The sequence below is a fragment of the Burkholderia sp. Ac-20365 genome (assembly GCF_017104715.1).
Taxonomy (GTDB): Bacteria; Pseudomonadota; Gammaproteobacteria; order Burkholderiales; family Burkholderiaceae; genus Paraburkholderia.
This window is the reverse complement of record NZ_JAAGPI010000020.1, coordinates 1-16508: the sequence shown is the minus strand read 5'-3', so window position 1 is coordinate 16508 and position 16508 is coordinate 1. Positions and strand designations below refer to the sequence as shown.

At 62.1% G+C, this 16508-nt stretch carries 18 protein-coding genes; 3 read left to right on the top strand and 15 right to left on the bottom strand.

Features of this window, described 5'->3' with window-relative positions; all coding sequences use genetic code 11:
- Positions 1 to 123: 123 nt before the first annotated feature.
- The 8 genes from G3O01_RS27040 to rpe all read right to left on the bottom strand — a co-directional run bounded on the left by G3O01_RS27040 (position 124) and on the right by rpe (position 7433).
- Complete coding sequence (locus G3O01_RS27040) at positions 124 to 930, bottom strand: uracil-DNA glycosylase (protein WP_205809701.1); 807 nt, start codon at positions 928 to 930, stop codon at positions 124 to 126.
- Positions 931 to 1003: 73 nt separating this feature from the next.
- Positions 1004 to 1639: a CYTH domain-containing protein gene (locus G3O01_RS27035; protein ID WP_205809700.1), complete on the bottom strand. Its 636-nt coding sequence runs from the start codon at positions 1637 to 1639 to the stop codon at positions 1004 to 1006.
- Positions 1640 to 1669: 30 nt separating this feature from the next.
- Positions 1670 to 2455 carry an indole-3-glycerol phosphate synthase TrpC gene (gene trpC / locus G3O01_RS27030; protein ID WP_205809699.1) on the bottom strand — a complete coding sequence of 262 codons (786 nt, stop codon included), beginning with the start codon at positions 2453 to 2455 and terminating at the stop codon, positions 1670 to 1672.
- 10 nt (positions 2456 to 2465) lie between these two features.
- Complete coding sequence (gene trpD, locus G3O01_RS27025) at positions 2466 to 3494, bottom strand: anthranilate phosphoribosyltransferase (RefSeq protein ID WP_205809698.1); 1029 nt, start codon at positions 3492 to 3494, stop codon at positions 2466 to 2468.
- A 15-nt stretch (positions 3495 to 3509) separates the two neighbouring features.
- Positions 3510 to 4097: an aminodeoxychorismate/anthranilate synthase component II gene (locus G3O01_RS27020; RefSeq protein ID WP_054929067.1), complete on the bottom strand. Its 588-nt coding sequence runs from the start codon at positions 4095 to 4097 to the stop codon at positions 3510 to 3512.
- 13 nt (positions 4098 to 4110) lie between these two features.
- Positions 4111 to 5604 carry an anthranilate synthase component I gene (gene trpE, locus G3O01_RS27015; RefSeq protein WP_205809697.1) on the bottom strand — a complete coding sequence of 498 codons (1494 nt, stop codon included), beginning with the start codon at positions 5602 to 5604 and terminating at the stop codon, positions 4111 to 4113.
- Between the two features lie 421 nt (positions 5605 to 6025).
- Entirely contained in the window at positions 6026 to 6748 is a 723-nt protein-coding gene (locus G3O01_RS27010) for a phosphoglycolate phosphatase (protein WP_205809696.1), read from the bottom strand.
- A gap of 1 nt (position 6749) precedes the next feature.
- Positions 6750 to 7433: a ribulose-phosphate 3-epimerase gene (gene rpe, locus G3O01_RS27005; protein WP_205809695.1), complete on the bottom strand. Its 684-nt coding sequence runs from the start codon at positions 7431 to 7433 to the stop codon at positions 6750 to 6752.
- A 268-nt stretch (positions 7434 to 7701) separates the two neighbouring features.
- Between rpe and apaG the strand changes: the two genes are divergently transcribed.
- Positions 7702 to 8076 (top strand): Co2+/Mg2+ efflux protein ApaG, encoded by a 375-nt coding sequence (gene apaG / locus G3O01_RS27000; RefSeq protein WP_109481538.1) that lies wholly within the window; start codon positions 7702 to 7704, stop codon positions 8074 to 8076.
- A gap of 35 nt (positions 8077 to 8111) precedes the next feature.
- Here apaG and G3O01_RS26995 read toward each other — a convergent pair whose 3' ends face one another.
- A complete protein-coding gene (locus G3O01_RS26995; protein WP_205809694.1) occupies positions 8112 to 8285 on the bottom strand; it encodes a hypothetical protein in 174 nt (57 codons plus the stop codon).
- On the opposite strand from G3O01_RS26995, the gene G3O01_RS26990 reads away from it, so the two are divergent.
- The gene (locus tag G3O01_RS26990; RefSeq protein ID WP_205809693.1) at positions 8206 to 9438 is read left to right on the top strand and encodes an MltA domain-containing protein; all 1233 of its coding nucleotides are present in this window, start codon (positions 8206 to 8208) and stop codon (positions 9436 to 9438) included. The two genes, G3O01_RS26995 and G3O01_RS26990, sit on opposite strands and share 80 nt — an antisense overlap.
- A gap of 78 nt (positions 9439 to 9516) precedes the next feature.
- Here G3O01_RS26990 and paaK read toward each other — a convergent pair whose 3' ends face one another.
- The 5 genes from paaK to paaN all read right to left on the bottom strand — a co-directional run bounded on the left by paaK (position 9517) and on the right by paaN (position 15226).
- Positions 9517 to 10821 carry a phenylacetate--CoA ligase PaaK gene (gene paaK / locus G3O01_RS26985; RefSeq protein WP_205809692.1) on the bottom strand — a complete coding sequence of 435 codons (1305 nt, stop codon included), beginning with the start codon at positions 10819 to 10821 and terminating at the stop codon, positions 9517 to 9519.
- A 75-nt stretch (positions 10822 to 10896) separates the two neighbouring features.
- On the bottom strand, positions 10897 to 11358 hold the full coding sequence (paaI, locus tag G3O01_RS26980; RefSeq protein WP_205809691.1) for a hydroxyphenylacetyl-CoA thioesterase PaaI: 462 nt from the start codon (positions 11356 to 11358) through the stop codon (positions 10897 to 10899).
- Between the two features lies 1 nt (position 11359).
- On the bottom strand, positions 11360 to 12151 hold the full coding sequence (paaG, locus tag G3O01_RS26975; RefSeq protein ID WP_205809690.1) for a 2-(1,2-epoxy-1,2-dihydrophenyl)acetyl-CoA isomerase PaaG: 792 nt from the start codon (positions 12149 to 12151) through the stop codon (positions 11360 to 11362).
- A 42-nt stretch (positions 12152 to 12193) separates the two neighbouring features.
- The gene (pcaF, locus tag G3O01_RS26970; protein WP_205809689.1) at positions 12194 to 13396 is read right to left on the bottom strand and encodes a 3-oxoadipyl-CoA thiolase; all 1203 of its coding nucleotides are present in this window, start codon (positions 13394 to 13396) and stop codon (positions 12194 to 12196) included.
- A gap of 138 nt (positions 13397 to 13534) precedes the next feature.
- A complete protein-coding gene (gene paaN / locus G3O01_RS26965) occupies positions 13535 to 15226 on the bottom strand; it encodes a phenylacetic acid degradation protein PaaN (protein ID WP_205809688.1) in 1692 nt (563 codons plus the stop codon).
- 136 nt (positions 15227 to 15362) lie between these two features.
- Between paaN and G3O01_RS26960 the strand changes: the two genes are divergently transcribed.
- Positions 15363 to 16139: an enoyl-CoA hydratase gene (locus G3O01_RS26960; protein WP_205809687.1), complete on the top strand. Its 777-nt coding sequence runs from the start codon at positions 15363 to 15365 to the stop codon at positions 16137 to 16139.
- Between the two features lie 141 nt (positions 16140 to 16280).
- Here the strand turns inward: G3O01_RS26960 and G3O01_RS26955 are convergent.
- The coding region (locus G3O01_RS26955; RefSeq protein ID WP_205809686.1) for a hypothetical protein at positions 16281 to 16508 on the bottom strand (228 nt) is incomplete at its 5' end.

Sequence of the window (16508 nt, the reverse complement as noted above, 5' to 3'; positions counted from 1 at the left end):
CCGGCGGACCGCTCGCGCGTCCGATACGGTGATCAGCCGTGTCGCGACGGCAAAACATAACGCCACGGAACACAATTCCGTGGCGTTTTCTTTTTCAGGCGGCGCGGTGTTGCTAGAGGAGCTTCAGGCGAACACTTCGCCCGTTTCCGGCAAACGCCAGTCGATGGTCGGACGGCCCTGCTTGTCGAGAAATTCGTTGGCGAGCGCGAAATGCCCGCAACCGAGAAAGCCGCGATGCGCGGACAGCGGCGAAGGATGCGGCGCTTCCAGCACGTAATGCGACTTGCCTTCGAGCAGCGCACGTTTGGCCTGCGCGTGCGCGCCCCACAGCATGAAGACCAGGCCGTCGTGACGCTTCGCGAGTTCGTGGATCAGCGTGTCGGTGCATTTTTCCCAGCCGCGCTTGGCGTGGCTCGCGGCGTGGTCGCGTTCGACCGTCAGCACCGTATTCAGCAGCAACACGCCTTGTCGCGCCCACGCGTCGAGACAGCCGTGCTGCGGCGCTTCATGGCCCAAGCTCGCCGCGATTTCCTTGAAGATGTTGCGCAGCGACGGCGGCGGACGCACCGAAGGTGGTACCGAAAACGCCAGACCGTGCGCCTGGGGCGTGCCGCGGTCTTCGCCGTGATACGGATCCTGGCCGAGAATCACGACCTTGACGTCGTCAGGACTGGTGAGCCGCAGCGCGCGGAAGACATCGGCGGGATACACGGTTTTGCCCGCCGCGCGTTCGCCATCGACGAAACGACACAGCGGCGCGTACGCGTCGCTATCGGTGAACGGTTTGAGGTGCGTGCGCCATGTGGTCGGCAACGCTTCGAATTGCGATTCGAGCGTCTGGACGCTGGCGGTGGGAGAGGGCGCTGCTTGCTCTTCGGCGAAGAGCGAAGTTTGCGTCGGCGGAGTGTGGGAGCGTTTTGCGGAATTCATGGCGGGCTAGTGTGGCAGCAAACGCGGGCGCGCTCAAGATGCGCTTTCGCTCGCCGTTCGCCGCCAACATCGCCTAGTGCGAGCTGCCTTCGCGCAGACGATAACCGCGCTGCGCCTTGCTGATGTCGTCGGGACGCAAGCCGTGCACCGCTTGCGCCAGTTCCGCCGACAACGCGTGCAGCGCGCCCGCGTCGCCATGCTTCAGTTCCAGTTCGACTTCGCAGATCGGCGCGCGTCGCGTTTCGCCGTTCACGACCGCGAGAATTCCGCCCTGATCGATGGCCGCTTCAACGTCGGCGCCGTCGATACTCACATGCCAGATCGTCCGCGAAAAATTCGTACTGAAGAGCGGAATCAGTTCGTCACGCGCGCTGCTGAGCGCCGCTTTTGACGGCTCGTCGTCGCACGCTTCAAGCAGCGCGTCGATTTCGAGCGCGTTACCTTTGACGGGCATTTCCCACTCGTGCCGGCTGTGCAAGCCGCCCGTCGACGTGCCGACCGTCTTGTAGGTCTGCAGCCAGCCATCCGGCGTACGGCGCACGCGCACCGCGCTTTTCGCGCGCGCGAGCGTCAGCGACGGCGTGTCGTAATAGCTGTTCTCCAGCGTGATCGTGCGGCCGGCGCTGCCCGCGCGCTGGATGAACCATTGCGTCGCCGCGCCGACCTGACCGGGCGGCAACGCCAGCTTGATTTCCTGCTCCATGCCCATCGTGCTGCTCGCTTGCTTTCGTCGAAAGGATCAGAAGAACATGCGCGCGAGTTCTGCACCCGGCTCTTCCGCGCGCATGAACGCTTCGCCCACCAGGAACGTGTTCACGTCCATCGCGCGCATCCGCTCGACGTCGACGCGCGACAGAATGCCCGATTCCGTCACGACGATGCGGTCGTCCGGCATCATGTCCAGCAGGCCGAGCGTCGTATCGATCGACGTTTCGAACGTGCGCAGATTGCGGTTGTTCACGCCGATCAGCGGCGTTTTCAGCGTCAGTGCTTCGACCAGTTCGTTCTTGTCGTGCACTTCGACGAGCACCGCGAGGCCCAGCGAGTGCGCGTACGCTTCGAGATCCTGCATCTGCGAGGTTTCGAGTGCCGCGACGATCAGCAGGATCGCGTCGGCGCCCATCGCGCGCGCTTCGAGAATCTGATACGGATCGACGATGAAATCCTTGCGCAGAACGGGCAGTTCGCACGCGGCGCGCGCTTCTTCCAGATAGGCCGCGCTGCCCTTGAAGAACTGCACGTCGGTCAGCACGGACAGGCACGCCGCGCCGTGCTTCGCGTACGAACGCGCGATTTCCGCCGGGACGAAGTTTTCGCGCAGCACGCCTTTCGACGGGCTCGCTTTCTTGACTTCGGCGATCACGGCGGCGAGGCCCGCCTCGTGTTTCGCGCGAATCGCGCCGACGAAATCGCGCAGATCGCGCGTCGACGCCTGCAGGCGCAGTTCTTCGAGCGGCGCGCTTTGCTGCGCGACGCGCACTTCTTCGCGCTTGACGTCGATGATGCGGTCGAGAATATCGCTCATGGGAGTTCCGTTATTTCTTGAATTGCTGCGTGAAGCGGACGAGTTCGTCGACCTTCGCGCGCGCCTTGCCGCTCGCGATGGCTTCGCGCGCGAGTTCAATGCCGTTCGCGATCGAATCCACGACGTTCGCCGCGTACAGCGCCGTGCCCGCGTTCAGCGTGACGATTTCACGCGCGACACCCGGTTTGTTGTCGAGCGCTTCGAGCAGCAGCACTTTCGATTCCGACGCGTCCGCCACTTTCAGCGTCCGGTTCGACACCATCTGCATGCCGAAGTCTTCAGGATGAATCTCGTACTCGCGCACTTCGCCGTCGCGCAGTTCGCCGACTTGCGTGGCCGCGCCGAGCGACACTTCATCCATGCCGTCCATACCATACACGACCAGCACGTGCTTGGCGCCGAGACGCTGCATCACGCGAACCTGAATGCCGACGAGGTCAGGGTGAAACACGCCTTGCAACTGATTCGGCGCACCGGCCGGATTCGTCAGCGGGCCGAGAATGTTGAAGATGGTCCGCACGCCGAGTTCGCGACGCACGGGCGCAATGTTCTTCATCGCCGGGTGATGGTTCGGCGCGAACATGAAACCCATGCCCGTTTCGGCGATCGATGCCGCCACCTGTTCCGGCTGCAAGTCGATATTCACGCCAAGCGCTTCGAGCACGTCCGCGCTGCCTGACTTGCTCGACACGCCGCGATTGCCGTGCTTCGCGACTTTCGCGCCGGCTGCTGCCGTCACGAACATCGTCGCTGTGGAGATGTTGAACGTGTGCGATCCATCACCACCCGTGCCGACGATATCGACGAAGTTCGAGTTGTCCTGCACTTCAACGTGACGTGCGAACTCGCGCATCACCGTGGCCGCCGCAGTGATTTCGCCGATGGTCTCTTTTTTGACGCGCAAGCCTGTGATGATCGCGGCCGCCATCACGGGCGACATGTCGCCGCGCATGATGAGGCGCATCAGGTGCAGCATTTCGTCGTGGAAAATTTCGCGATGCTCGATCGTGCGTTGCAGCGCTTCTTGCGGCGTAATCATGGTCACGTCTCCTTGTTAAGCGCTGCGTGCGGCAGCCTTCGACTGCTTCACGAAGTTTTCGAGCAATGCGTGGCCGTGTTCCGACAGGATCGATTCCGGGTGGAACTGCACGCCTTCCACGGGCAGCGTCTTGTGACGCACGCCCATGATTTCGCCGTCATCGGTCCATGCGGACACTTCGAGGCAATCGGGCAGCGACTCGCGCTCGATGGCCAGCGAGTGATAGCGCGTGACGGTGAAGTGCTTCGGCAGGTCGGCGAATACGCCTTTGCAGTCGGTTTCGATCTGGCTCACCTTGCCGTGCATGATGGTCTGCGCGCGCACCACACGGCCGCCGAATGCTTCGCCGATTGCCTGATGGCCGAGGCACACGCCGAGAATCGGATACTTGCCGGAAAACTCGCGCAGCACGTCGAGCGTGATTCCCGCGTGTTGCGGATTGCTCGGTCCCGGCGAGAGGCAAATGCGCTCAGGGTTGAGCTTCGCGATCTCGTCGAGGGTGATTTCGTCGTTGCGATAGGTCCGCACGTCTTCGCCGAGTTCGCCGAAGTACTGGACCAGGTTATAGGTGAACGAGTCGTAGTTGTCGATCATCAGCAGCATGGTCAGTCTCCCGTCAGAAGTCGCTATCGAGGCCGTCTTGCACTTGCTCTGCGGCGCGCATCACGGCGCGCGCCTTGTTCTCGGTCTCTTGCCATTCGGATTCGGGCACCGAGTCGGCGACCACGCCCGCTGCCGCCTGCACATACAGATTGCCGTTGCAGATCACGCCCGTGCGGATCGTGATCGCGAGGTCCATTTCACCCGTGAACGACAGATAGCCGACGGCGCCGCCGTACAGGCCGCGCTTCACCGGTTCGAGTTCGTCGATCAGTTCCATCGCCCGGACTTTCGGTGCGCCCGACAGCGTGCCCGCCGGGAACGTTGCGCGCAGCACGTCGAAGTTGGTCATGTCCGGCTTCAGCGTGCCTTCGACGGAGCTGACGATGTGCTGCACGTGCGAGTACTTCTCGATCACCATCTTGTCGGTCACGGACACCGAACCGATCTGCGCGATGCGGCCCACGTCGTTGCGCGCGAGGTCGATCAGCATCACGTGTTCGGCGATTTCCTTCGGATCGTTCAGCAGTTCGGTCGCGAGTTCGGTGTCGCGCTCGGGCGTGTTGCCGCGCGGACGCGTACCGGCGAGCGGACGGATCGTGACGATGCGGTCTTCGTTGCGCTTTTCCTGACGCACCAGAATTTCCGGCGACGCGCCCACCACATGGAAATCGCCGAAGTTGTAGTAATACATATACGGCGATGGATTCAGCGAGCGCAGCGCGCGATACAGCGACAGCGGATTGTCGCGATACGGTTTGGTCAGACGTTGGCCGACCTGCACCTGCATCAGTTCGCCGGCAGCGATGTATTCCTTCGCCTTGCGCACGGCGGCGAGGTAATCGTCTTTCTTGAACTCGCGGAAGATTTCCGTGCGCACGCTCGCCGACGTGACGGGCGGCTGAACGGTGGTGCGCAGACGCTGCTTCAGTTCGCGCAGACGCTGCTTGGCGCGCGTGTACGCTTCGGGCGCCGTCGGATCGGCGTAGATCACGAGGTACAGCTTGCCCGCGAGATTGTCGATGACGGCGACTTCTTCCGTCAGCAGAAGCTGGATGTCGGGCAGGTTCAGATCGTCCGGCGGAGCGGTATGCGCGAGCTTCTTCTCGATGTAGCGCACCGCGTCATAGCCGAAGTAGCCGGCCAGACCGCCCGCGAAACGCGGCAGTCCCGGACGCAGCGCGACCTTGAAGCGGTTCTGGTATTGCTGGATGAATTCGAGCGGATCGCCTTCGTGCGTTTCCGTGACCTTGCCGTCCTTGACGACTTCCGTCACGCCGTTGCTCGTGCGGATCAGCGTGCGCGCCGGCAGGCCGATGAACGAGTAGCGGCCAAAGCGTTCGCCGCCCACCACCGATTCGAGCAGAAACGAGTTCGCGCCGTTGCGCTCGGTTTGCGCGAGCTTCAGGTACAGCGACAGCGGCGTTTCGAGGTCGGCCAGCGCTTCGGCGATCAGCGGGATGCGATTGAAGCCCTCGTTCGCGAGGGACTGAAATTCGAGTTCGGTCATGTTCCGATCCTGTTCGTGCGTCCTGGCGCCGTGGTGCGCCGGACAAAGCGGGGGCTGCGTTACCGGTCGAATGTGCTCGTCACAGGTTGGGAGACCGGCGCGCGCTTTCCCGAACGCATGCACGGCTTCACAGCACGACGATAGTACGCAAGGTACACGACGGCTAGCTGAAACTGAGTGCAGCGTTAGCGTGCCGGTCAAACCGGCGTTTCGGAAAAGCGCGTGAGCGCAGCGAAGTAAAAAACGGGTGCCAAAGACGAGCTTCAGCGTACCTCGGGCGAGGTATCAGCGCGACCAGCGACGCCAGGGCCAGGCTCCCCGGTCGATCGTGCTCAGACTCCGTTTTTTATTCAGAAACATGAGAGAAGACTTTGTTAAGTCGTTGATTGGTTGCTGCTTGGGTCGGCGCTCATTCTACTGCTCATTGCAGTGCATTGTGCGCTGCGATCGCCTTGGCGGCGCCCAACAGCGACACAACTATACCATCCGATTTTATGGTTTGCACAGATTCGCCGTGATTGTAGCCATACGGGACGGTCAGCGTCGCCATGCCGGCCGCGCGGCCCGCGAACGCATCGTTCTGCGAATCGCCGATCGCGACAGCTTCCTGCGGCGACACGCCGAGCGCTTCGCACGCGGTGAGCATCGGCAGCGGATCGGGCTTTTTCGCCGCGACGCTGTCGCCGCCGAGCACGACGCCGAAGTACTGCAGCAGCCCGTGATGCTTGAGCAGTTGCGTCGCGAATCGATGCGGCTTGTTGGTCACGCACGCGAGTTTCAATCCGGCGTCGCGCAACGCGATCAGGCCTGCTTCCACATCGGGATAGAGCCGCGTGTGCAGACCGTTGATCTTCGAGTATTCCTCCTGATAGATCGCGAGCGCCTCGTCGAAGCGCGACTGCGCGAGCTGCGCCTCGAAACGCGGCGCGAGCACGCTGCGGATCAGATGCTCGGAGCCTTTGCCGACGTAGTCCATCACTTCTTCGCGCGTGGTTTCGTCCGCGTCGAGCTGCGCGAGCATGCCGTTCAGCGATGCGGTGAAGTCGTCGGCGGTATCGACCATCGTGCCGTCGAGATCGACGATGGCCGCGCGAATCTTCCCGGCCGTGAACGCGGGAGCGGGGTAACGAGGCGTCGTTTCCATCTCAACGCCCAACCGATGCCAGCTTGTCACGCATCTGATCGATGATCGTCTTGTAGTCCGGGTGGCCGAAGATCGCCGAGCCGGCTACGAAGGTATCCGCGCCAGCCGCCGCGATTTCCGCGATGTTGTCGACTTTCACGCCGCCGTCCACTTCGAGATGAATCTCGCGTCCGGTCTTTTCCTTGTAGGCGTCGATCTTCGCGCGAGCTTCGCGCAGCTTGTTCAGCGCTTCAGGAATGAACGACTGGCCGCCGAAACCCGGATTCACCGACATGATCAGCACCAGATCCACCTTGTCCATCACGTGATCGAGGTAGTTCAGCGGCGTGGCGGGGTTGAACACGAGGCCTGCCTTGCAGCCGTGATCGCGGATCAGCGACAGCGTGCGGTCGATGTGATCCGAGCCTTCCGGATGGAAGCTGATCAGGTTCGCGCCGGCCTTCGCAAAGTCGGGGACGATGCGGTCGACCGGGCGCACCATCAGATGCACGTCGATGGGCACCTGCACGTGCGGGCGAATCGCTTCGCACACGAGCGGGCCGATCGTCAGGTTCGGCACGTAGTGGTTGTCCATCACGTCGAAGTGGATCCAGTCGGCACCCGCGGCGACGACGTTGCGGACTTCTTCGCCGAGCCGCGCGAAGTCGGCGGACAGGATGCTGGGAGCGATGCGGAATTGAGTCATGGCGTGGGGTGGGGCAGGAGACAGAAAAGCGCTATTTTAGCGCTGGTGGACGGGGCGCGGCCTTTGGCGCCGCGTCCGCGTTGCCAGGTCCGCGCGAGATTCGCGGGCCTCGTCCGGCAGGCCAATGCGGTTGCGGGGGCGCGCTGCATCAAGCAGAATGCCAAACCATGTCAACGCTTGTGCCGCGGCGTGCAGCCATTCGCGCCGAACCGCCTCCATGCGGCCTCGCGCCAATCGGTCACGCGCTTCGCTCACCATCGGAATCAGCATGAGTCAGTACGAATTCAGCGTGTCTTCCCAGGTTCGCTACATCGCCGAAGAGTCGGACCCGGAGCATCGGAAATACGCTTTCGCCTACACGCTCACCATCCGCAATACCGGCCAGGTCACCGCGCAGCTGATCGCACGGCACTGGGTGATTACGGATAGCGAAAATCGCGTTCAGGAAGTGAAAGGGCTCGGCGTGGTCGGGCATCAGCCGTTGCTGAAGCCGGGCGAACAGTTCGAGTACACCAGCTATGCGGTGATCGCGACGCCCGTCGGCACAATGCGCGGCGAATATTTCTGCGTGGCGGAGGACGGCGAGCGCTGGGACGCGCCCGTGCCGGAGTTCGTTTTACGCATGCCGCGTACGCTGCACTGAACACGCGTTGAACTCGACGCACCGCAGGCGGTCAGTTAGCGGCGCGGTTGCTGCTGCGGCGGGACCTGTTTTGCGTCCTGCTTCTGGCGTGCGGCATTCTTTTTCTTGCCGGACGCTGTCCACACAACGATGAAAATCAGCAGGAAAAGCGCTACGAGCGATTCGAGCGCGAAGATGAGCATCGGGTATTCGTCGAACAGATCAGACATGGCAGTTTCCATCGAGAACAATCATTGTATGCGTTTTGCCCGCCGGGCCGCGGCCTGGGCGGGAGCCCTGTCGATTGCTGTACTGCTTGCGTCGTGCGGCGGTGGCGGCGTTGTGCGGCCGTCCGTTTCGCCGCCGACGGGCGCAGCGATCATCCCCGGTCAGATAGCTGCACAGCGGCTGACCGCCGTGGCGTGGCAACAGGTGCCGGGCTGGCAGGACGATTCGCTGATCGGAGCGGCGGCAGCGCTGCGCCAGAACTGCGTGCGTCTCGCGGCTCAACCGACGTGGCGGCGCGCGTGCGCGGCTGCGTTGATGCTCGATGACCTGGACGTGTCGAGCGCGCGCACCTTCTTCGAAACCTACTTCACACCGTTCCAGTTCGCGAACACCGACGGTACGCTCGACGGACTCGTGACAGGCTACTACGAGCCGCTGCTGAGGGGTTCGCGCGTGCGTCATGGCGTGTATCAGACAGCTTTGTACCGTTGGCCTTCGTCATACCGTCCCGGTTCTGCGTTGCCGGCGCGCGCGCAGCTGGAGCGCTCGGGCGCTTTGACCGGCAATGAGCTTGTCTGGGTCGACGATCCTATCGAGGCTTTCTTTCTGCAGGTGCAAGGCTCGGGACGCATCGTGATGGAAGACGGCAGCGTGATGCGCGTCGGCTTCGGCGGGACGAACAACCAGCCGTATAAATCGATCGGCCGATGGCTGCTCGATCGCGGCGAACTGACGCCCGCTCAGGCGACGATGCAAGGCATCAAGGCGTGGGCGCGCGCGAATCCGACGCGTGTCGATGGGCTGCTGGACACGAATCCGCGCTTCGTATTTTTCCGCGAGATGCCCTCGAACGAGGCAGCGCCGTCGGGCGGTGCCGATGGCCCGATCGGTGCACTGGGTGTGCCGCTCACGCCGGAACGGTCGATTGCGGTCGATCCGTCGTCAATTCCGCTTGGCACGCCGGTTTTCCTGCAGACGACGCGCCCGTTGACCAATTCCCCGATGAATCGCCTCGTGTTTGCTCAGGACACGGGTTCGGCGATCAAGGGTGGTGTGCGCGCCGACTATTTCTGGGGACTCGGCGACGAGGCAGGTGACCTGGCCGGCAAGATGAAGCAGGGCGGACGGATGTGGCTGCTGCTGCCTAATTCCTGATTTTCAGCGCTGCCTCGAACGGGCAGCGTTAGCTGAACAGCCCGACGGTTTATATGACAGCCGTCGGGCTGTTTGCTTTTACGCGCCAGCTTTACGCTTGTCGATCACACGTCGCGCCTTGCCCACCGAGCGCTCGATGCCATTCACGCCCTGCAGCACCACGTTCGCCGTGACACCGATCAACGCCTTGATGTCGTAGGCGAGCGCCTGTTTTGCAGCGTCGAGCGCGGTTTTGTCAGGCGCCGTCTCCGGGCACGGTTCGACATTCAGCGTCATCACGTCGAGCGGACCTTCCTTGGTCAGCACGATCTGATAGTGCGGCGCGAGCGCGCGCTGCTTCAGCAGCAGCTCCTCAATCTGCGTCGGAAAGACGTTGACGCCGCGGATGATCATCATGTCGTCCGAGCGGCCGGTGATCTTTTCCATCCGGCGCATCGTGCGCGCCGTGCCGGGCAACAGACGCGTCAGATCGCGCGTGCGATAGCGGATGATGGGCAGCGCTTCTTTCGTCAGCGACGTGAACACGAGTTCGCCGAGTTCGCCGTCGGGGAGTACTTCGCCCGTTTCGGGATCGATGATCTCGGGATAGAAGTGATCCTCCCAGATTGTCGGGCCGTCTTTGGTCTCGACGCATTCCGACGCGACGCCCGGACCCATGACTTCGGACAAGCCGTAAATGTCGACGGCGTCGATGCCCATGCGTTCTTCGATCGCACGGCGCATGTCGTTGGTCCAGGGTTCCGCGCCAAAGATGCCGATGCGCAGCGAGCATGTCTTCGGGTCGACACCTTGACGCTCAAGTTCGTCGGCGATCGACAGCATGTAGCTCGGCGTCACCATGATGATGTCTGGACGGAAGTCCTGGATCAGCTGAACCTGCTTCTCAGTCTGGCCGCCACCGAACGGAATTACCGTGAGACCCGCGCGTTCCGCGCCATAGTGCGCGCCGAGGCCGCCCGTAAAGAGGCCATAGCCATAGCTGATGTGCACCTTGTCGCCGCGCCGCGCGCCTGCCGCACGGATCGACCGCGCGACGAGATTCGCCCAGTTGTCGATGTCGCGTGCCGTATAGCCGACGACGGTCGGTTTGCCCGTCGTGCCCGATGACGCATGAATCCGCGAAATCTGGTCCTGCGGCACAGCGAACAGGCCGAACGGATAGTTGTCGCGCAAATCCTTCTTCGTGGTGAACGGGAAGCGCGACAGGTCCGAAAGCGTCTTCAACTCGGACGGATGCACACCCGCTTCGTCGAACTTGCGTCGATAGACGGGCGAGTTTTCATACGCGTGAGTCAGCGACCATTTCAGCCGTTCAAGCTGCAACGCAGCGAGCTCGTCGCGGCTCGCTTTTTCAATAGGATCGAGCGGAAGCGGGGTTGTCATCGGATGTCTCCTTGCTTTCAGAATAGGATGCCGCGCGAAAGGCGACGCAATTACTTGATGTGGTGAGATTCCCTGTCAGCTATTGACGGGGATCACCGTGCCTTTGATCTGCGCGGACTTGCCGCGAAACATTGCAACGGTTTCGTTCGCGCGGTTCGTGACGCGAATGTCGTAGATGCCGTTGCGACCGCTCAAAGTCTGCTCGACCGCTTCCGCAGTCAGCACGTCACCGCCTTGCACGGGGCGCAGGAACTCAATCGAGCAGCCCGCTGCGACGGTGTTGATGTTGTATGAGTTGCAGGCAAATGCGAATGCCGAATCGGCCAGCGTGAACATCAGTCCACCGTGACAGATCTGATGGCCATTCAGGAAATCGGGCCGCACGTTCATGCGAAGGCGCGCGTAGCCTGCGCGCACTTCGACCACTTCGATGCCAAGGGCCTTGCTGCAGGCGTCGTTCGCGTACATGGCTTCAGCGGTGGCTCGGGCGAGTTCGTCGGGTGTCATCGCGTCGGTCAGGTTGGGTTGCGTGGACATATCAACGGCCCTCGAAGCGCGGGGCGCGCTTTTCGATGAATGCACGAACACCTTCCGCGTAGTCGTGCGATGCGCCGAGTTCGCGCTGCAGATCACGTTCGAGGTCGAGTTGCTGGTCGAGTGTTTGCGTGGCGCTTAAGCGCATTGCCTGCTTGATGGCCGCGATCGCACGCGTGGGCTGCTGCGCAAGTTGCGCGGCGAGCTGGGCTGCTGTGCCTTGCAACTCGGTGTCGTCGACGGCTTGCCAGATGAGGCCCCAGCTTTCCGCTTTTTCCGCGCTGAGTTTGTCGCCCGTGATCGCCAGTCCCAATGCGCGAGCCATGCCGACGCGTTGCGGCAGGAGCCACGTGCCGCCCGAATCCGGCACCAGGCCAATCTTCACGAAAGCCTGAATGAAACTTGCCGAACGCGCGGCCAGCACGAGGTCGCAGGCCAGCGCCAGGTTCGCGCCGGCGCCAGCCGCCGTGCCGTTCACAGCAGCGATGACGGGCAACTTGAGGGCTTGCAAACGACGGATCAGCGGATTGAAGTACTGATCGATCAGATCGCCGAGATCCGTCATGGCGCCCGGCGTGAAATCCAGGTCGGCCAGATCCTGGCCCGCGCAGAAACCGCGGCCAGCGCCAGTGAGCACGAGCGCGCGCGCGCCGGCAGCTTCAACTTCGTCGAGCGCCGCGCCCAGTTCCTGATGCATGGCGCGCGTGAAGCTGTTCAGCTTGTCGGGGCGGTTTAGCGTCACGGTGGCGACGCGCGTCGCGGCGTCGATGTCTACGCGGATTGCTTCATAGGGCATCGATTGTCTCCTCGTCTCCTACGGTTTCCGAAATCGGGTCGATCAGACGCGCTCGATGGCGAGCGCGATGCCTTGTCCGACGCCGATGCACATCGTGCACAGCGCGTACCGGCCATTCGTGCGTTCGAGCTGATATAGCGCCGTCGTAATCAGGCGGGCACCGGACGCGCCGAGCGGGTGACCGAGCGCAATTGCGCCGCCGTTGGGATTGACGCGCGGGTCGTCATCGCGCAAACCGAGTTGACGCAGAACGGCGAGGCCCTGCGACGCGAACGCTTCATTGAGTTCGATCACGTCGAACTGGTCGAGCGACATATTGAGTTGCTTCAGCAGCTTCTGCGTGGCGGGCGCCGGTCCAATGCCCATGATGCGCGGCTCAACCCCTGCCGTCGCCATGCCGATCACGCGCGCGCGGCGCTTCAGGCCGTATTGCTCCGCAGCTTCACGACTGGCGATGAGAAGCGCGCACGCGCCGTCGTTCACGCCGGACGCGTTGCCTGCCGTCACCGAACCGTCGGGACGCACGACGCCCTTCAGTTTGCCGAGCGCTTCGAGCGATGTTTCGCGCGGATGCTCGTCTAGCGTCACGCTGACCGGTGCGCCCTTTTTCTGTGGGATTTCGACGGCCACGATTTCTTGGGCGAGCGTACCGTCGCGTTGTGCGCGAGCGGCCTTCTCCTGGCTGCGCATTGCGAACGCGTCCTGGTCGGCGCGGCTGATGTTGAAGTCGACTGCGACGTTCTCTGCTGTTTCTGGCATCGAATCGACGCCATACAGGTGCTTCATCTGCGCGTTGACGAAGCGCCAGCCGATGGTCGTGTCGTAGATGTCAGACTGGCGGGAAAAGGCCGAAGTCGCTTTGCCCATCACGAAGGGCGCTCGCGTCATGCTTTCCACGCCACCCGCGATCATCAGGTTCGCCTCGCCCGCCTTGATCGCGCGGGCTGCGGTGCCGACCGCATCCATGCCTGATCCACACAGCCGATTGATGGTCGCGCCGGGCGCATCGGTCGGCAGGCCGGCGAGCAGGGCGGACATGCGCGCAACGTTGCGGTTGTCTTCGCCTGCCTGGTTGGCGCAGCCGTAGATCACGTCATCGAGTGTGCGCCAGTCCACACCGGGATTGCGTTCGATCAACGCCTTGATGGGGACGGCGCCGAGGTCGTCGGCGCGGACGTCTTTCAATGCGCCGCCGTAGCGGCCAAAGGGGGTGCGGATTGCGTCACAGATAAAAGCGTCGGTCATGTCGATGTTCCTGCGAAGAGGGACCGGCAAGCGTGCCGGCCCTTGGACTGCATGTTAGTTCGACGTCCGGCGCATATTGAGTCGGCCAGAAGTTATAGGCCAAAACGTCGGTCGAACGTCCTATACCGGTTGGCCGACTTACGCAGTAACGGCCTTCGGTTCAACATGGACCCGGCTTTGAACAACGCGGAAGCGGTTCGCGACGAAGGCTGCATCGGCGAGCGCAGCATTCGCCGCCGGGTTGGCACCTGTTCCGTGGAAGTCCGAGAACGCAGCCGACTGATTGACGAAAACGGCGCCCGTCAAATTGATGGAGAGTGCAACGCCGCCACGAATCGAGGCTTCGGTGGCCGCGTCGATGACCTTGTCGTCGGTGCTATAGACGGAAAAGGTCAGCGCGCCATGTTCTGCGGCGATGCGGCCGGCAAGGTCGAGCGACTGTTCGGTCGAGTCCGTTGCGATCACGAAGGAGATCGGGCCGAACCACTCCTTCGTGAACTTTGCCTCATCCGTCGCGGCATCGAGTTGCAGCACGAGCGGGGTGCGCACGCGGGCGCCTGCGAACGCGGGATGTTCGAGCGACTGGCTGTCCGCGAGCACGCGTCCGAGCTTGCGGGCTTCGTCGATACGTTGCTCGACACCTTGATTCTGGATCGCGCCTAGCAGTTCAACGGCGCGGGCGGCGTCTGAGCCAAGTTTCTGGACGGAGCTGGCAATCGCGTCGGCGACCGCCTGGAACGGGATCGTGCCTTCGGCGGTGCGAATGCCGTCGCGCGGCACGTAAATGTTTTGCGGCGCCGTGCACATCTGGCCCGAGTACAGGGCCAGCGAGAAAGCAATATTGCGCGCGGCAGCTTTAATGTCGTCGACCGAATCGATCACGATCTGGTTCACGCCGGCTTTCTCGGTGAACACTTGCGCCTGATGCGCGTTGCGTTCAAGCCAGGTGCCGTTCTGCGTGCTGCCCGTGAAATCGATGAGTTTGATTTCCGGTCGTTGTGCGAGGTTCTGAACGAGTTCGCCGTCGTTCGGTTCGGTCGCGAGCAAGGTCACGACGTTCGGGTCGAAACCGGCTTCGCGCAGTACCTCACGGGCGACGCGGACGGTGATCGCGAGGGGCAGGATCGCGCCCGGATGGGGTTTGACGATGACCGTGTTGCCGGTGGCCAGATCGGCGAAGAGGCCAGGGTAGCCATTCCACGTCGGGAACGTGCAGCAACCAAGCACGAGCCCTGTTCCGCGCGGCACGATGTTAAAGCGTTTCTGCATCGCCAGCGGAGGATTCTTACCCTGCGGCTTCTCCCAGTGGGCGTCGGCGGGAATTCGTCGCAGTTGGTCCCATGCGTAGGCGACGGCTTCAAGTGCGCGATCCTGGGCGTGCGGACCGCCCGCCTGGAAGGCCATCATGAACGCCTGACCGGTGGTATGCATCACGCTGTAGGCGATTTCGAAGCTCAGACGGTTAAGACGGGCAAGAATTTCGAGGCTTACGCCGATCCAGGCTTTGGGACCGGCTTCGCGCCATTCGCGTTGGGCCAGCACTGCCGCCGCAATCAGTGCGTCCGGATTGGATTTGGGATAGCGGACGCCAAGCGGAAAACCGAAGGGCGAATGTTCCGTGCCGACGGTTTCGCCTGTGCTCGGCTGGTCGAGTTCGAACTGATTGTTCAGAAGAGCTTTGAAAGCCGATTCGCCGTCCGCGTTCGCGGTTTCCCCGTACACTTTGGGACTCGGCATTTCGGAGAACGGGCTCCAGTAGCCACGGGTTTCGATGGCGGTAAGAGCTTTCTGCAGCGTGTCTTCGTGCTTCGTAAAGAGTGGGTGGGTCATGGCGGGCAAGATGCTGACTGAACGTTAGAGGAAACCTTGTCGATTTATTGACCGACCGGTTGGTTGGTGAATGTTAGCATTGTTGGGATGCGGCGCGAGTCCTTTGCGCCTGCTGGTAAACACTTAGGAGGAGTGGATGGCTTTCGAGAACATTCTGGTCGAGACGCGGGGCCGCGTCGGTCTGATTACGTTGAATCGCCCGAAGGCGCTTAACGCACTGAACGACGTGCTAATGGACGAACTGGGCGAAGCATTGCGTGCTTTCGATTCGGACGAAGGCATCGGTGCCATCGTTATTACCGGGAGTGAAAAAGCGTTTGCGGCCGGCGCGGACATCGGAATGATGGCGACGTATTCCTATATGGACGTCTATAAGGGCGACTACATCACCCGGAATTGGGAAGCTGTCCGATCAATTCGTAAGCCAATCATTGCGGCCGTTGCGGGCTTTGCGTTGGGCGGCGGCTGTGAACTTGCGATGATGTGCGACATCATCCTGGCTGCGGACACCGCGAAGTTCGGTCAGCCGGAAATCAAGCTTGGCATCATGCCTGGCGCTGGCGGCACGCAGCGGTTGCCGCGTGCGGTCTCGAAGGCCAAGGCGATGGACATGTGTTTGACAGGACGATTCATGGACGCAGTTGAGGCGGAACGGTCCGGATTGGTGTCGCGCGTGATTCCGGCCGCCAATCTGATCGATGAGGCAATCGCCGCGGCTGCGACCATCGCCGAATTTCCGTTGCCGGCTGTGATGATGGTGAAGGAGTCGGTCAATCGCGCGTACGAGACCACGTTGGCCGAAGGCGTGCATTTCGAGCGGCGATTGTTCCATTCGTTGTTCGCGACGGAAGACCAGAAGGAAGGGATGGCCGCGTTCGTCGAGAAGCGCAAACCCGCCTTCAAACACCGCTAACGATATTGTTCAAAATGTGCTTGCATGCGGTGCTGCATGTAGCTAGAATTCCGCTCTTTCGCGCTGCGGCCAACGCGGTGCGAAAGAAACGAGGGAGGCCGGAAAGCCAGTATTGACAGGCTTTCCCGTTCAGTCGGCAGGTTAGGAAGTTAAAAAAACCGGTTGACGAAACGAAAAAGGTTCTTCATAATCTCGTTTCTCTGCTGCTGACGCAGCAACGTGGTGAAAGCAAGGCGCTTCCCGCGAATGTTCTTTAAAAATCAACAGCCGATAAGTGTGGGTGCTCGATGGCGACGCACGGTGGTTTTCGAACTGCCGGAATAGCGAAAGTAATCGAGTCTCACACAGAAGTAATTGAGGAAGGTTTGA

What these genes read in the sequence shown, in the direction of transcription:
- G3O01_RS27040 (WP_205809701.1), bottom strand. Translation starts at nt 930, where the DNA reads ATGAATTCCGCAAAACGCTCCCACACTCCGCCGACGCAAACTTCGCTC.
- G3O01_RS27035 (WP_205809700.1), bottom strand. Translation starts at nt 1,639, where the DNA reads ATGGGCATGGAGCAGGAAATCAAGCTGGCGTTGCCGCCCGGTCAGGTC.
- trpC (WP_205809699.1), bottom strand. Translation starts at nt 2,455, where the DNA reads ATGAGCGATATTCTCGACCGCATCATCGACGTCAAGCGCGAAGAAGTG.
- trpD (WP_205809698.1), bottom strand. Translation starts at nt 3,494, where the DNA reads ATGATTACGCCGCAAGAAGCGCTGCAACGCACGATCGAGCATCGCGAA.
- G3O01_RS27020 (WP_054929067.1), bottom strand. Translation starts at nt 4,097, where the DNA reads ATGCTGCTGATGATCGACAACTACGACTCGTTCACCTATAACCTGGTC.
- trpE (WP_205809697.1), bottom strand. Translation starts at nt 5,604, where the DNA reads ATGACCGAACTCGAATTTCAGTCCCTCGCGAACGAGGGCTTCAATCGC.
- G3O01_RS27010 (WP_205809696.1), bottom strand. Translation starts at nt 6,748, where the DNA reads ATGGAAACGACGCCTCGTTACCCCGCTCCCGCGTTCACGGCCGGGAAG.
- rpe (WP_205809695.1), bottom strand. Translation starts at nt 7,433, where the DNA reads ATGACTCAATTCCGCATCGCTCCCAGCATCCTGTCCGCCGACTTCGCG.
- apaG (WP_109481538.1), top strand. Translation starts at nt 7,702, where the DNA reads ATGAGTCAGTACGAATTCAGCGTGTCTTCCCAGGTTCGCTACATCGCC.
- G3O01_RS26990 (WP_205809693.1), top strand. Translation starts at nt 8,206, where the DNA reads ATGAAAATCAGCAGGAAAAGCGCTACGAGCGATTCGAGCGCGAAGATG.
- G3O01_RS26995 (WP_205809694.1), bottom strand. Translation starts at nt 8,285, where the DNA reads ATGTCTGATCTGTTCGACGAATACCCGATGCTCATCTTCGCGCTCGAA.
- paaK (WP_205809692.1), bottom strand. Translation starts at nt 10,821, where the DNA reads ATGACAACCCCGCTTCCGCTCGATCCTATTGAAAAAGCGAGCCGCGAC.
- paaI (WP_205809691.1), bottom strand. Translation starts at nt 11,358, where the DNA reads ATGTCCACGCAACCCAACCTGACCGACGCGATGACACCCGACGAACTC.
- paaG (WP_205809690.1), bottom strand. Translation starts at nt 12,151, where the DNA reads ATGCCCTATGAAGCAATCCGCGTAGACATCGACGCCGCGACGCGCGTC.
- pcaF (WP_205809689.1), bottom strand. Translation starts at nt 13,396, where the DNA reads ATGACCGACGCTTTTATCTGTGACGCAATCCGCACCCCCTTTGGCCGC.
- paaN (WP_205809688.1), bottom strand. Translation starts at nt 15,226, where the DNA reads ATGACCCACCCACTCTTTACGAAGCACGAAGACACGCTGCAGAAAGCT.
- G3O01_RS26960 (WP_205809687.1), top strand. Translation starts at nt 15,363, where the DNA reads ATGGCTTTCGAGAACATTCTGGTCGAGACGCGGGGCCGCGTCGGTCTG.